The organism is Brevibacillus laterosporus DSM 25, assembly GCF_002706795.1.
GTDB classification, from domain to species: Bacteria; Bacillota; Bacilli; order Brevibacillales; family Brevibacillaceae; genus Brevibacillus_B; species Brevibacillus_B laterosporus.
This window is the reverse complement of the sequence record NZ_CP017705.1, coordinates 2,664,186-2,678,742: the sequence shown is the minus strand read 5'-3', so window position 1 is coordinate 2,678,742 and position 14,557 is coordinate 2,664,186. Positions and strand designations below refer to the sequence as shown.

13 protein-coding genes and 2 pseudogenes are annotated in these 14,557 nt (G+C 37.8%); 6 read left to right on the top strand and 9 right to left on the bottom strand.

What is annotated here, in order from left to right; genetic code table 11:
- Nucleotides 1-166: 166 nt before the first annotated feature.
- Nucleotides 167-953: pseudogene (locus BrL25_RS12920) on the top strand (recombinase family protein).
- A 299-nt stretch (nucleotides 954-1,252) separates the two neighbouring features.
- The gene (locus tag BrL25_RS12915) at nucleotides 1,253-2,779 is read left to right on the top strand and encodes a recombinase family protein (RefSeq protein WP_018674106.1); all 1,527 of its coding nucleotides are present in this window, start codon (nucleotides 1,253-1,255) and stop codon (nucleotides 2,777-2,779) included.
- Between the two features lie 238 nt (nucleotides 2,780-3,017).
- Here BrL25_RS12915 and BrL25_RS12910 read toward each other — a convergent pair whose 3' ends face one another.
- On the bottom strand, nucleotides 3,018-3,239 hold the full coding sequence (locus BrL25_RS12910) for a DUF7667 family protein (RefSeq protein ID WP_018674105.1): 222 nt from the start codon (nucleotides 3,237-3,239) through the stop codon (nucleotides 3,018-3,020).
- A 77-nt stretch (nucleotides 3,240-3,316) separates the two neighbouring features.
- Nucleotides 3,317-3,514 carry a helix-turn-helix transcriptional regulator gene (locus tag BrL25_RS12905; RefSeq protein WP_018674104.1) on the bottom strand — a complete coding sequence of 66 codons (198 nt, stop codon included), beginning with the start codon at nucleotides 3,512-3,514 and terminating at the stop codon, nucleotides 3,317-3,319.
- Between the two features lie 421 nt (nucleotides 3,515-3,935).
- On the opposite strand from BrL25_RS12905, the gene BrL25_RS12895 reads away from it, so the two are divergent.
- Nucleotides 3,936-4,529, top strand: a complete 594-nt coding sequence (locus BrL25_RS12895; RefSeq protein WP_018674102.1) for a M23 family metallopeptidase — start codon at nucleotides 3,936-3,938, stop codon at nucleotides 4,527-4,529.
- A gap of 640 nt (nucleotides 4,530-5,169) precedes the next feature.
- Here the strand turns inward: BrL25_RS12895 and BrL25_RS12885 are convergent.
- Complete coding sequence (locus tag BrL25_RS12885; protein ID WP_018674100.1) at nucleotides 5,170-5,892, bottom strand: geobacillin-26 family protein; 723 nt, start codon at nucleotides 5,890-5,892, stop codon at nucleotides 5,170-5,172.
- Nucleotides 5,893-5,998: 106 nt separating this feature from the next.
- Between BrL25_RS12885 and BrL25_RS12880 the strand changes: the two genes are divergently transcribed.
- Nucleotides 5,999-6,112, top strand: coding sequence for a helix-turn-helix domain-containing protein (locus tag BrL25_RS12880; RefSeq protein WP_081621659.1), 114 nt, complete (start codon nucleotides 5,999-6,001; stop codon nucleotides 6,110-6,112).
- Nucleotides 6,113-6,235: 123 nt separating this feature from the next.
- Here BrL25_RS12880 and BrL25_RS12875 read toward each other — a convergent pair whose 3' ends face one another.
- On the bottom strand, nucleotides 6,236-6,574 hold the full coding sequence (locus BrL25_RS12875) for a YolD-like family protein (protein WP_018674099.1): 339 nt from the start codon (nucleotides 6,572-6,574) through the stop codon (nucleotides 6,236-6,238).
- A gap of 311 nt (nucleotides 6,575-6,885) precedes the next feature.
- On the opposite strand from BrL25_RS12875, the gene BrL25_RS12870 reads away from it, so the two are divergent.
- Nucleotides 6,886-8,106, top strand: coding sequence for a Kelch repeat-containing protein (locus BrL25_RS12870; protein ID WP_018674098.1), 1,221 nt, complete (start codon nucleotides 6,886-6,888; stop codon nucleotides 8,104-8,106).
- Nucleotides 8,107-8,473: 367 nt separating this feature from the next.
- On the opposite strand, the gene BrL25_RS12865 is transcribed toward BrL25_RS12870, so the two are convergent.
- The 4 genes from BrL25_RS12865 to BrL25_RS12850 all read right to left on the bottom strand — a co-directional run bounded on the left by BrL25_RS12865 (nucleotide 8,474) and on the right by BrL25_RS12850 (nucleotide 11,727).
- Nucleotides 8,474-8,725, bottom strand: coding sequence for a hypothetical protein (locus BrL25_RS12865; RefSeq protein ID WP_018674097.1), 252 nt, complete (start codon nucleotides 8,723-8,725; stop codon nucleotides 8,474-8,476).
- Nucleotides 8,726-8,738: 13 nt separating this feature from the next.
- Complete coding sequence (locus BrL25_RS12860; protein WP_018674096.1) at nucleotides 8,739-9,425, bottom strand: hypothetical protein; 687 nt, start codon at nucleotides 9,423-9,425, stop codon at nucleotides 8,739-8,741.
- A 186-nt stretch (nucleotides 9,426-9,611) separates the two neighbouring features.
- Nucleotides 9,612-10,283, bottom strand: a complete 672-nt coding sequence (locus BrL25_RS12855) for a DNA-methyltransferase (protein ID WP_051088631.1) — start codon at nucleotides 10,281-10,283, stop codon at nucleotides 9,612-9,614.
- A 254-nt stretch (nucleotides 10,284-10,537) separates the two neighbouring features.
- Nucleotides 10,538-11,727 (bottom strand): IS3 family transposase gene (locus BrL25_RS12850; RefSeq protein WP_099327250.1). Its coding sequence is split into 2 segments (ribosomal slippage): nucleotides 10,538-11,439 and nucleotides 11,439-11,727, totalling 1,191 coding nucleotides; the frame shifts between segments, so codons are not numbered across the junction.
- 199 nt (nucleotides 11,728-11,926) lie between these two features.
- Here BrL25_RS12850 and BrL25_RS12845 point away from each other — a divergent pair.
- Nucleotides 11,927-12,546: pseudogene (locus BrL25_RS12845) on the top strand (site-specific integrase).
- A 257-nt stretch (nucleotides 12,547-12,803) separates the two neighbouring features.
- Here BrL25_RS12845 and BrL25_RS12840 read toward each other — a convergent pair.
- The gene (locus BrL25_RS12840) at nucleotides 12,804-14,237 is read right to left on the bottom strand and encodes a DNA sulfur modification protein DndB (protein WP_018673670.1); all 1,434 of its coding nucleotides are present in this window, start codon (nucleotides 14,235-14,237) and stop codon (nucleotides 12,804-12,806) included.
- Nucleotides 14,238-14,557 lie beyond the last annotated feature (320 nt).

Here is a 14,557-nt window from a genome sequence, read left to right as displayed (position 1 = left end):
GTTTATCTAATCCCTCAGCAATTTTGTTTCGCCCTTTGACAACAGCATATTGCAAGCTTGTGATCTACCCTCCAATCGCCCATTTTCATTACTGGGCCATGTGTGTGGCGGGTGATTATTCTAAGGGCGTTACGATAACCGTAATTTACGAAACGAGGGATGACTTATGAAAGATCGTGTTGTCGGTTATGTTCGTGTTTCAACAAAGGGACAAGTCAAGGACGGCTACTCCCTTAGTTACCAAACGGAAGAAATACAGCGGTTTTGTAACCTCCACAACCTTGAACTGCTGGACATCTACAAAGATGAAGGCATTTCAGGGGCAAAGGTGGATGAGGACGAGCTAACAATAGAACGTGAAGGCTTGCAGGAAATGTTAACTGACTTGAAATGGCAGGACGTAAAATATGTTGTTGTCCTGAATACTTCCCGCCTTTGGCGTTCGGATATAGTCAAAGTGTTGATTCAACGAGAGCTTAAACGGCACAAAGTCGATGTTAAAGCCATAGAACAGCCCTTCTACAGCATCAATACTAATGACCCTAGTGATTTTCCTTGTCATCGGTATGATGGAGCTTTTAGACCAATATCAGAGGTTAGAGATAGCTCTCAAACTTAGTCGTGGACGACGTAAGAAGGCTCAACAAGGAGGTTACGCAGGGGGGCGAGTTGCTTATGGGTATAATGCCAAAAAGGGACAGAAGTCGATTGAAATTAACTGGGATGAAGCGTTAGCCGTTCGACGGTTGTTTGAACTACGGGAGCTGTTCCCAAAATGGTCATTGTCCGAACTAGCTTATCAATTAAATTACGATGGTTATAAAACAAAGCAAGGTAGCCGATTCACTAAAGTTCAGGTAAAGCGAATCTTAGACCGCGAGGATTTCTATAGGGGCTTATATTTCTATGGGAATGTAGAAGCTCAGGGATGTCATACGCCAATTATTTCATGAATGTTCTAGCAGAAATACGCAGAAATGGACACTGTAAATACAGTGCCCCGAAACATTTAAAATTCACTTATCGGTGTCATCGTCTATAGAAATCAATCCAGACTTAATTAAAGCAATAACAAGTTCCCCCAAAACATCCTGAAGGGGCTGACTACCGACAAATTCATGTTGTGCTTTATTCATTCGTTCCACCCCCTCATTGGCTCTATACGAGACATTAAGGGGATTGTTAAGGCTTAACATTGGTGGGGGCATATCGTATAGCGAAATTAGAGTCCTGAAAAGGAGGATAAATAGCTATGCGCTGTGCAATATACGCAAGGGTTAGCACAAAAAGAGATGAACAGCGTAACAGTCTTGATAATCAAATAGCATTCACTACGGGAATTGTAGCCGAAAAAGGTTGGCAGTTAACCAAAACATATATTGATGATGGCGTAAGTGGGACGACTTTTTCAAAGCGCAAAGCCATCCAACAGTTGATACATGACGCTAAAAGAAAGTTCGATGCTGTTATAGCCAAATCTGTTTCTCGGTTCGGTAGAAACTCTGTTGAAAGTATGACTGTAGCAGATGAACTTGAACGCCTGGGCATCCGACTTATTTTCCCTGAAGATAACTATGATACTAGTACGAGTGATACGAAGCTTATGTTTAGGCTGAAAGCCATTTTAGCTGAGGAGGAAAGCCGAAAGCTCTCAGACCGTATTAAGATTGGAAGGCAGACTAGCGCACGTTTAGGCAAGTATCAAGCATCATTAGTCGCCTACGGATATAGACGAGGGGAAAATGGTCAGTTAGTCTTAGACGAGCAATACAGCCTAATCGTCAGGGAAATTTTTGATCTGTACCTTTATAAAGGTTGGGGATGGTATAGGATCGCCAGTTTTCTCAATACACGTAAAATCCCAACCCCTAGAGCAGTATCAGGCGGTAGTAATGCAGGGACTATGTGGCATGAAAGTAGTATTCGTGTCATCTTGGAAAATGTCGTTTATACAGGAGCACTTGTCCACCATCGTGAAGAAACTATTGATTTCATATCAAAGAAACGAAGAGCCATAGAGCCAGATAAGCAAGTCGTAATCGAAAATGCTCACCCTGCCATTATTACAAAAGAAGAGCTTCTTGCCGCCTTGGAAAAGATGAGAACAAAGGGCAGACATAAAAGTAATGGACGAGAAAGTCTCTTTGCACATATTGCCTGCTGTGCTGACTGTGGTAAAGGCATGATGTTCCGCAAAGATCGAAACAAACGAGAAGGCGGGGCCTACGTTTGCGGCGGTTATGTTAAACATACCTCTTCATATTGCTCTTCTCACATTATTGGAAACCAGAAACTTCGTCAGATTGTAATTGACGACTTACATGAGCTAATCTCAAATAATTTGAAATTGGAACAACTATACAGAGTTGTCGGCGGGGAAATCGAACTCCATCAAAACTCTTATTCGAAAGAGTTACAAGGAGTAAACAAACAACTTGCCAAATTAGACAGTGAATTCCGCTCCTTACTCTCATTGTTCCAACAGAAGATAGTTGGAATTGAACAATTTAGATCAACCAACGCAGTCATTGAGGCCGAACAAAGGCGTTTAACTGAACATAAGGTTGAGCTAGAAAGAATGATCGAATCAAAGAAAGATACAGATCGCTATTTGCAAGACTTCCAACGGCAAATCAACAAAATTGCTAAGCTGGACATTAAAGACGAGCAGATACTAAAACAAGTCATCCAAAAACTCATTCATAAGATTGAAGTTCATAATGACGGCAGTATCAAGATTCACTACAACATAGCCCGCCCCTTAAATATCGGGGCATGAAAAAGCGGGGGATTACTCTTTCCCCCGCCAAGTTAGTAACACTGAACACTCCACATGCCCCGTTTGGGGGTATAGCTGTTCCACCTTGAATTCCGTGTTACAGAAGTGCGGAAAATCAAGGTGGAATAGACTTTGATTTATAACACCTATCATTCTAGTTCATTTAAAAAACTTAGTGGCGTTGTCAATTTGGTTGTCAGTTGTCAGTCCCTTTTCAATATGAAAGTGGCTCCCGTTTTCATCTCTCTATCTTCTCTATCCTTGAACATAGCTCGTGCTGCCAGTCCATGTCGTTCGTCAGACTGGCGATCAAAGATAAGTTTTTAAGTTTTGCAATTTCCCAAGCTCTTTGAGCGTTTGCACTCAGACAATGGTTCTTTTCTGTTAATTCTGAGTCAGTTAGTTCTCTCTTCTTATTGATGAACCAAAGCTCTGCCATACGTTGGTGAACGATCCACATCTGCACCAGCTCCTTAATCTTGATGGTACAGTGCATGTTCCTGTCAGGAATATATTGCTTGTCCGAATAAAAAATCTTCATTCCAGGAACCAAATATCGTCTATATGTACGTTTAATGCTTGCGCTATATCCGCTGCTGTTTCCAGCTTAGGGGTTGTCCCATTTACTATCTTGCTCATAGCGCCGTGAGAAACTGGTTTTTTCATCAGCCTAAGTAAATCTTGCTGTTGCATGTTTCGCTCGGCCAAAATCACTTTCAACCGACTTTTTATCAACTATCCTCGCCTCGCTTCCCTTATTACGTTATTACGTTATTACGTGTCGGCTTTGTCGAATCCTTTAGCGAGAAAACAGAGGTTTTGATGAAAAATACTTATATGTGACTTAAAAAGAGAGGAATGGTAAATAAATATGTTCGATATAAAAAAGTACTTTATAGATAGAGATCCCCGCTTGAAACCTGAAACACTTGAGAAATACGCGCAGTGTGCCGAACGGCTCATTGCCATCCAGGATGGTCTAGGTCGTGAGCTAACCGATAGTGAGAAGCGAACCCTTGCATGGCTCTTTTCAAACATACATCATATCTTTTTTATAAACATTGTGATTTTATATAAAATCCACAATAGCCCACAATCTGGACAAAATAATGTCGAATATACTGAAAACATCATTTATTAGAGGAGAGATAAACTTATGACAATATACTGTAGACATCCATTTAGAACGACTGAAAAAGTCACCATCTCGCCGGGCTTTGGCTGCCATCCAGGACATCCAGGTTCAAAAGACTTGGTGTTTCCAGGCATTACATTTGGCACACCAGTTTATGCTATGGAATCAGGTGTAATAGCTGATGTAAGAACAAACAGACTCCATTGTCCAACTTCAAACTGCCCACAACATGCTAATAATGTTGTGGTCCGAGGTCAAGATGGTTTTTTCACAGAGTACAATCACATGACACGAGCTAACAAGGTTATTCCCAGGTATTCCATACGTTATCCATTCCGTATGTTTGAGATTAAGCTTCCACTAGAGATAGGAGACTTCGTTGAACGAGGGCAATTAATCGGCTTTGTAGATAATTCTGGTTATACTACAGGGCCGCATCTTCATGTTGGCCGATATACACCTGGTGATGATAAAACTTGGTGGAGCAGGCCAACTTGTGATTGGATGATACATGGTGTCGATTCATTAGATAAGTTACCACCTATACGTTGTCTTCCTCCTAAGCCTTACGTTATACCTGGCTACTATAGTGTAAATGCTCCCTTTTATATGTAACTTTGAAATAAAGATTGGTTAAAAATATCCCACAAATTCTTATTCTATAGCACATAAAAACGAATCCGTTTTGAAAAAAGTTCTATCAAAATGAATTCGTTTTTTTTGATTGAGCATTCTATTTTATAAAAAATTTGATTAAAACTCAGTTAGTATTCTTTAATCAAAAATGGGAGAAGCATCGCAACATTTTTATAAACGTCGCGACTTTACTTTAAACATCATGACTTTATTTCAGAGCCACAGCTATACCCCTACCCCACAGGCAGTGCATTCTATGGCTGTAAGATTTCCTTCCAAATAGAAAAAGCCGCCGGCTGTCCGACGACTAATTGCGTTTTTTCACGGCTTGTACCAACGCTATCACCGCGATTACCAGTGTAATAGTTTGCCCGGTATCTTAAAACGAGCGCGTGAAAAGACTTTAATTAAATAAATTTTAGATTGTATATGAAATAGATAAGCATGATAGACGAGTATGCCACTACTACAACATTTACAATATAGAGTACTTTTCGTAATTTTTCAAATTTACCCTTAAAAAGAAAAGGCTGGATTACTATGTTAATAATTAAAAAAAAGGGTAAAAGCAGTAAAATCCACTTGTTTAAAAAAATACTTGCTATTATTTCACTCACTACTATTCTCCATCCATAATAACATAAAATGCACGTGCTGCTTTTCTCTCAGCTAGAACCACATCCGCAGCGTTAACGGCCGCTGCCATGCCAAAACCAGCACCTGCAAAAAAGGCGATCATTCTATCAGCCCCCCAACCTGATTTAATGCCTTTTACACTTGCCATAAAGGCCGCGCCTGAAACAGTTGAGTTCACCACTAACAGAGCCTCAGCTTTCATTAACTCATCAACTTTATCCTCATAATGAAACAAATCGGCTTTATTACTTGAGGTTTGCTTTACATAGGTCCCTTCTTTACCGTTCCCAACATCCCAATATTTTTTTTTACCACTCTTATCGATTACATAATAATAACCAAAGTATAGATCACGTGCTTCCCGTACTATATCTTTCGCCGACCGCTTTTGTCTGTCTTTTTCTTTCTCTATCTGTTCCTCAGGGTCTGCTATGGAGACCTCCGTTAGGGTGCCATCTTCATCGAACTCTATAGTATGATTCATTTTATCGTATGTAGCCTCAGTAATTCCATTTTCACTTTCTACTCTAACTACTCTTACGCTATCATTATCCTCTAAAATCTCAATCTTATATTTAATTCCTTGACTGTCTTCAAGGGTTTCTGCTTCAACAATTTGATGAGATTCATCCAGAGCAAAAACAGGAATACTAGATGAGGCCATTACTGATAAAACAAGAGCACTAGATAAAATAACTTTTTTCATTTTTTCCTCCTTGGGAATATATACTAATTTTTTTACATAAATTAGTATAATAGTTATTGTTTTAAATATCAATAACATTTTGGAAACATATATGGCATGAGCAACAATGACACCGGGACGGTTGCAGCTAGATAACCTTGCGAAAATATGCGAAGTGCTTGGCGTTGAGATTACGGATGTACTCGAACTTTCGGACGAGCGTCTCTACATACATAGATAAAAACTGTTTAAAAAACTATTGAACGTTAGATACAAACACCTCGCTATTGATAGCCTGGTGGGGTGTTTGCTGTATCCCTGCCTCACCAGGCAATACATTCTATGTAGTTATAAGATGCACTGCTTAGGCTTCTACATTGACCACATCTTCTACAGGTATCCACCAGAAATCCTCGTCATTCTTTAGCTTGATCTGTTTAAACGTTGAATCAAACTTCTCTACCCATCCCCAAGCGGATTCTATCACGCCTCTGCCCTCTTTCGTTTCTTTCCACCAGCTAATGGTTAATGCGTAGTCATACTGACGTGAGTCAGATATCCTGTAGCAAAATTCGGCTAGCTCATCCTCTTCAATGATCGGCTTAGGCACAAGTTGTTTGTCTAGGTGGTGCTGACGTAACATTTCAGCATGTTCTGGCAAGATGAATTTCGTTACAAGCGGATCAAGAATTTTGCTAGCCATCAAAACATCTCCTTAAATACGAATATATGTTCTTATTTTATTTGAGGATGAGGAGATTATGCAACAAACAATTTTTGACTATCATAATTAAAAAAGAAAATATTTTTTAAAAATATACAAAATACACCAAAATTAATTACATATTTTTCAATATATGTTTTGTTTTATGAAATTCAATCTCGTATAATGCAAATGTGTCGGCCGACATAGCTAATATTTTACAAAACTTTTTATTCGTTATTCTTACATACACTCATAAGGAGGTAAGCACTTTTCTCTTTCTATACAGATAGAGTAAAAGTGTTAGACAAATGAACCTAAAGAAAATAGGATTATTCGCTTTAGCGATGATTATGACTTTGTTTAGTTTTCAGACGCATTCGTTTGCAGCAGAAGAAATGGAATGGGTTAAAAAAGCACCAATGCCGACAGCTAGATACAACCATGCAGGTCTAATCTATAATGATAAGATTTATATACATGGCGGAACTGAAGGTAATAATTCCTTATCTGATCTCGAGATGTATGATCCTGAGTTAGACACATGGTATAAGTTACCTAGTTCTTCTATAGGTAGATCTGTAGGAACATTCGTAGAACACCAAGGTAAATTTTATGCTATCGGTGGTCGTGTCTCTAATGCTGACACTAACATTGTTGAAGAATATGACCCAATCACTAATAGTTGGAGTCGGAAACAATCCATGCCACAAGCACTTAAAAATGTTAAATCTGTTTCTTTAGAAAACAATATTTATGTATTTGGTAATACCACAACAGTATATGTATTTAATCCTGAGACAAACAATTGGATTACTAAGAATCCATTGCCTTTTAAGAGTGATCCAATCTATTTTAATTTCTCAGTTTTAGACAACACTATTTACGCAACCGAATATAGCCCTAGTGGAGACGCTCCAAAAATTTATTCTTATGACCATATAAAAGATACTTGGACATTTGTTGATGACGCTCCTTCAGGTATTGTCTTAACTCCAAGAATGATTTATGATGAAAAACTCTTCATTATAGGTATAGATAGCACTGAAATTAAATATTATGATTTAAATTCTAAAGAATTAATTACACACCCTGTTTCTATTACTCCATTAAAACGGAGTGCTTTTATGGGAATAGTAAGTGGTAAACTGTATGCGATTGGAGGTACCTACATCGTAAATGGACATACATCTGGTGCTACTCCGGATGTGGAAGAATTAAATCTTTCTGAACTAATTAATCCAGACCCGAATCCCGATCCTAATCCAGAACCAAACCCTGATCCAAATCCGAATCCAACTGGAAACGCACTCTTGGTTATTTACATGGATAGTGGTTTAATCAAAGAATTTGAGATGACAAATGAGGAAATCAGAAACTTTACCGAATGGTATGAAGGTAGAGCAAGGGGAAACGGTAAAGAAGCATACATCGTTAATAAGAAATACAACATCGGACCTTTCAATTCTAGAAAAGACTTCATTAGTTACAGCCATATTGAAAGCTTTGAAGTTCAAGAATACAGTAGATAATAAGATACCCCTTCCAACATACGGAGGGGGTATCTTACTTTTTAAGGTGATTGGTAAGTTGTTTAAATAACTAAAGATGAACGGAGTTTAACTCCACTCGTGGATTCATGAACGTTGGTTGCAAAATTTCATGAAAATAAGCAAAATGGTTGCAGAGATGATTGTCAAGAAAAATGAAACCCCTCCCTATCAAGGAGGGATAAGCTTCGTTACAAGTGGATCAAGAATTTTGCTAGCCATCAAAACATCTCCTTAAATACGAATATATGTTCTAATTTTATTTGAGGATGAGGAGATTAGGCAATGGGTAAAATTACATGTTTATTAATGAAAAAAAAGACAAGGGAGAGTGTACTCCTTGTCTTTTTTACTTCTGATGATCCAAACCTTTTAAAAGGTACACCAATCCAATGCTTAAAAGTATTCCCCCAGCTAATTGATAGGAGAATATAAAGTTCTCCATTAACTTCAAATATTCCGGAGGATCAATACTTTTAAATCCTGAGATGTAAGCGGATGCTGCATCCCTTCCCAATATTGGGCTCTCACTAGTGACGTACCAACCGGCTAAGCAAAGTATTAAAGCTATTCCCTTTTGTACAATTTGAGGAATGGACATGTTTTCTCCTTTCCTACAGCTTTACAATATAAACATTATATTCATCGCTCTCTGTAGGATAGTATACATTAAAATTACCATAAGCTGTATGCTTAAATTTATACACGTCTGTATTGTTATGCGTTATAACTTGTCCGTAGTGTTTTGCTGGGATATCTACAGGAATACTTACTGTATACGTATGTGAGGTCGCATATTCAAAACCCAATTCGGCTTTGAATACTTTAGGAAACTCAGCAGAAACGGAAGACGAAGTTCTAGTGCTTCTCTGTTCATTAAAATCAAATTTAACATCTTTTAAAGTGGAATTACTATTATTTTTTACTTTTTTCTCTTTAAAAAAGTGCTGGATGTTACCATGGTATCCTAGATAGCTATACCCGTATAATGCAGGTGATATGGATTTTTTTTCTTTAGTTAATTGTTGTTCTTGAAATACGGTTGATTCGGAATATTTCTCGGATTGGAATTTTTCGGCATCTTCTTCGTTTTCAAAATAAAATACATTTGCAGTTTGGCCATTTGATGCTTGAACTTTATCCACTTTATATGGCTGGGCCTCTTTTGTAAAATCCTCTTCTGCAGCTACAGATACTGATTTAGTTTGATCTGCAAAAGCAAAAGCAATTGGTGAAGGCGCTATACTTGTGATAGCAAATAGAGCTAAGAAAGTGGACAACATGAAAATCTTTTTGAACATTTTTATTCCTCCTAGAATTTGTCAGATAAAGTCTTATTAATAGATTATCAAAAGTTTGTTGTAAAATAATGTCATATTTTGAAATTTATTATATTTTATTTTCAGATTACACTACTGATCCCTTTTCGACATAAACACTTTGCTTCTATGCATAATTTTTCCCTCTCTATGTATAAGAACCACCCCCTATAAAGGAGGCAATCCTTGTCTACTACTTGCCAAATTAAAATAAACCTCATCTATTTCAAAACCTGTTATTTTACGGCCAAGCTTATTGGCCGCTTCTACTGTTGGGCCAGAGCCCAAGAAAAAATCTGCTAACATTTCCCCTTCCTTGCTACTGTTCAGAATGATGTTTTCCATAAGTTTAGCAGGCTTCTCGGTGGGATGAATGGTTTTTTGACTTGCGATTCGTGGTATTGGCCAGATGTCAGTAGCACGACGATTCGAAACACGGCGGGCCTTGTTCTTCCCCTTTACAGCAAATATGATAAATTCATGCTGATAACGGTATTGCCAGCCCATGCCCATGTGTACTTTATTCCAGACCAAACAGTTCTTTATCGTAAATCCGACGCGCTGCATCCACAAATACAAGAGTGGATACATGCGCCAATCGATAAACACGTAAATATGTCTACCTGGCTTTAGAACCCTATACGCTTCTCTGAGCCACTGGAAAGTGAATCGCTGATAGTCTCGTGGATGTAGCTGATCGTTTGCGATGATGTTAAATCTAGGCTTTTTCGTCTTGGTGAAATTTGTCCCACCAAAACCTAGATTGTAGGGCGGATCGGCAATGAGTAGGTCGATAGATTCGTCTTGTAGTTGTTGTTTTGCTCCAGTTATGCAATCCATGTTATAGATCACCGTAAACAGCTCCCTTGATGTAGTAGATTATGTCGTAACAGGGAAAAGAAAAAGTGCCAGTTTTTAACCAGCATTTTCTAAGAACTATTTATTTTGTGCTTCCTGCCCACTAGCAACCCTCAACTCATCTGCCAATTGTCCGATCCTTGAAGCTTTATCGGCCATCCCCATTTGATTGTAAAAAGCCCATTGCCTGGTCTTACCTGGTCTTACCCCTGTCAAGTAGACAGTATTAAAAAAGCCTAAGCAGCCAGTGTGTTTCGGTATTCCACCGGAGCACACTGGTTTAATTTTTTCTGGAATCGTTCATGGTTATAAAACCATATGTATTTTTTAATGGCTTGAAAGAGTTCTTCTTCTGTTTTACACTCAGAAAAGTACAATGTCTCGGTTTTGAGATGCGAAAAAAAGGATTCAATGCAGGCGTTATCGAGGCAGTTTCCTTTGCGAGAGTGGCTGCCTTTTACGCCAAGTTCCTTTATTAGCTTATTGTACTGCTTAGACGTGTACTGGAAGCCCTGATCAGAATGCAGGATCGCTTCCTGCACGTCTCTTTTTTTGCTCAGTTGTTCCACAGTATCTAGTACGAGCTGTAAGTCATTTCGATGAGAAACCTTCCAACTAACAACTTCGTTGTTATAGAGATCCTGGATGACTGAGAGGTAGTAAAAGCGACTTTGAAACGATACAAAGGGGATATCTGTTACATACAAATGATTTGGCTTGTCCGTTTTAAACTTACGGTTAAGTAAATTAGGATTAATAACAGATACTGTTTTACCAAAATAACGTCTCTTCTTTCGGATAATAGACCGAAGGTTTAGCTCCTTCATCAACCGGTATACTCGTTTGTGATTCACATTCCATCCCTTCTTTCTTAATGCAATTTGCATTCTTGGATATCCGAAGTATGGATGAGCTTGGTGGATCGCTATTAGATGTTCCTTCAGATTTTGATTCTGCTCTTGTCTGAATGATGGTTTTCCTTTTTCGTTGAGCCATTTGTAGTAACCGGATCGAGACACTCTCGCAATTTCCACTAACCAAGTAAGGGGATATTTTTTACGCAGCTCATTTATGATTAAAAACCGATTTACTTTCCATACCTTCCCCCCAAATGCAGATTCGGATTGCGCTTTTTTAGGTATTCTACCTGCGCTTTAAGATAATCTCTTTCTTCTTCCACAGTAGCAAATTTGGTGCGTGGACGACCAATAAAAGGGTGGTCACAAGAACGGCTCTTCCCTCGTTTATCCATAACCCCTTCTCCGCTATTGAACTTTCGAACCCACTGCTTAACCTGAGTTGAACTTGGTATTCCTAATGCTTTAGTTATCGCTTCATAGGACATCCCTCTTTCTTGATACAAATTTACAGCCTTCAGCTTAAACTCCTCGGAATAACGTTTGAATTTTTGACCTTTTTTAGCCATAGGAAAATCCCCTCCAATAGAGTGTACCACCCACCGTCAGGTGGGCGGGCTTTTTACACTGTCTACTCAAAGGGGATAATACCAGTTCCCATGTGTTTTAGATACACAAACCAAGTGTGTATTCCGGACCAAGCGAATAGGCGTGTCGTTTTAGATGCGCCTGATGGTTTTCTGTATTTTCAAAAAGGAGGAGTGCATTTTGAAAGGGCATATTAGAAAAAGAGGAAACAAGTGGTCGTTTGCCATAACTTTAGGTACTGATCCAAAGACAGGTAAGAGGAAACAAAAAACAGTATCTGGATTTAACACAAAAAGAGATGCTGAAAAAGCTTGTAACGAAATGATAAATCAATTAAATAAAGGAACCTATATAGAATCTACTAATACTACGCTAAAAGATTTTATTGCTGAGTGGTTAGAAACGCAAAAGATCCCCATAAAATTTTTGAACGTGTAACGGAGAGAGTTTTTGAAGTTGATGGTGCCCTCAAATTAAGACAATTGTTTGGCGAGAGTTATGAAGACCTCGATTTAGTTGTCTGTAACGCTAATGGAAAACTCATCCATCCTAGAAACCTAACAACTCACTTCAACAAATTAGTTAAAGCAGTAGCTATTCCTAAAATCCGTTTTCATGATCTAAGGCACACACATGCGACTCTAATGCTTCAACTCGGTGAGCATCCAAAAATAGTTTCGGAGCGTCTGGGCCATTCCGGTATTGAGATGACAATGGATACCTACAGTCACGTACTACCTAATATGCAAAAAGAAGCTGCACAGCGATTTGAAAATTTTATGCATAAAAAAGAAACTTAAATTGCCGGTTGTCAATTCGTTGTCAATCAGCAATTTAAGCTCAACAAAACACTATTAAATCAATGTAAGCAAAGCCACACTCTCCACATGCCCCGTTTTAGGTGGCTTTTTATTTTAACTAATCCTGTTCACACTAATGCTAGTCTAATCACAATATTAAATGAATTAATCAATGCCAGGCTACTTAAATATCCCTGGATTATCATAATTGTGTGAGCAAAAAGTGGTCATTACTCAATTCATATGAATAAAAACAATTACTTATGACGACTCGGAAGATTAAGTTTCCATCTAATCATATCTGCTATAATTGGGAAAATATCATTGTGCTTACTACCAAAACGCATCCAACCAGTTTCTTCATCATAAAACCCTACATCTCGATTACCACTAGAATTATCTGGTAGGTACACTGCAAGATCTTCCAAACCATACTTTTGGATTTCATCAAGCTTAAGCTGATAGTAGCGCCACATTGGGTTATCATGACTAAAATCTATTTCTGTTATACCATCCAAGAATCTGTTCAGCAGCTCATTATCCGGGTATCTACCAAATGCAAAGTCGTAAGTTAACTTCGCAAGTGCTTTAAGCACGACAGGTTGTGCAGCAACTGTTTTTCCCTTAGCATTAGTATCCCCAAAATCAGGAATTTGAACTACAGCTTCCCAAAAACGTTTAGCCACGCCTAAGCGAGGAGTAACCAAAGCTGGTGTTGCACTATTAATATTCGTTTTATTCAAAATTAGATGAGCATTAACTGCAACAATATCTTTCCTCGTGAATGATCCATCATCATTTTCCCAATCAACTTTATTATCTCCTAAAGAAACTTTCACATAATTTCCTTCTATTAGATGATCCTTAATGAACGCATTAACAGGATTAGAACTGTCGAACTCCAAAGCAAGGCTTTTTTCAACTTTTTTAGCTAAGTTATTGAGATCATGAAATAACTGTCTTTCTTCTATAATACCGAGTCCCAGGTGAATATCTAAACTGATAGTACATTCACCTCTGGTTAATTCATAGCACTCCATCCAAACAGCTAATTCATCTTGTGGTAAAAAACGATCATCACGATTATGAGGGAAAAGTGATTGTTTTTTTGGAGGGTATTTTTGTTCTAGCCTTACTTCTTCAAGAAATTCTATTACTATCTGTATAGCTTTTCTACGATGTTGACCATCTACTACCCATAAAATATCTCTCTGACCCATCCAAAGTCTAACACCAACCCCTTCTTTTTCTGGTGTTTCTATTGGATTTACACGAAGATTAATACCATTAGGGCCAGCAGTTCTTAAATTAGCAACTATAGGTTGCAAAGCCATATATGGCTGCTTACCTATCATCTCTTGTAACTTTAATCTTGCATGCATAATTGAACTATTATCGCCAGCGTTCAATTTAACAGTAGTAGAAATTAGTCCTTTTAATATGTATCTCGCAAGTTCAGTTGCATGTTTTACATCAAGTTTTCTTTGGGCTACGGGTTCCCCGTTTTCACTTCGATCATTAGCAACTTCGGACATTCTATAAAAATCGTACATAGGAATTTTCGCTAATAATGTTGCATTCCCAAGATTATTGCAAAGAAATGCTTTAATTTGTAATTCAGTAGTGTCCCCTCGCTTAATAAGGTCGCTTAGTTGTACTGTACCTTCCTGATAATTATTTGAAACTACCATTTTCAAAACTCCTTTCTAATTCCCCATATTATATGTAGACTATTATTCTATAAAAATATCACTTTGTAAATACCCTGGATTTTTTTTTATGATACCAGGATTTTTATTTTTATAACCCAGGTATAAACATTAAATTCCCAGGATGTTTTATATCAGTTATTTCTATAAAAAATATTCATACTATCTTATATTTTAATTTTCCACTTTTTAACACAGCAATTAATTATTAATAAAAAACACAATAAAGGTAATAATCAAATAATTAAAACGAAATAAGAACTGGACTGGTATTATCTTCTTTGAGTAAAAGTATAAAAAGC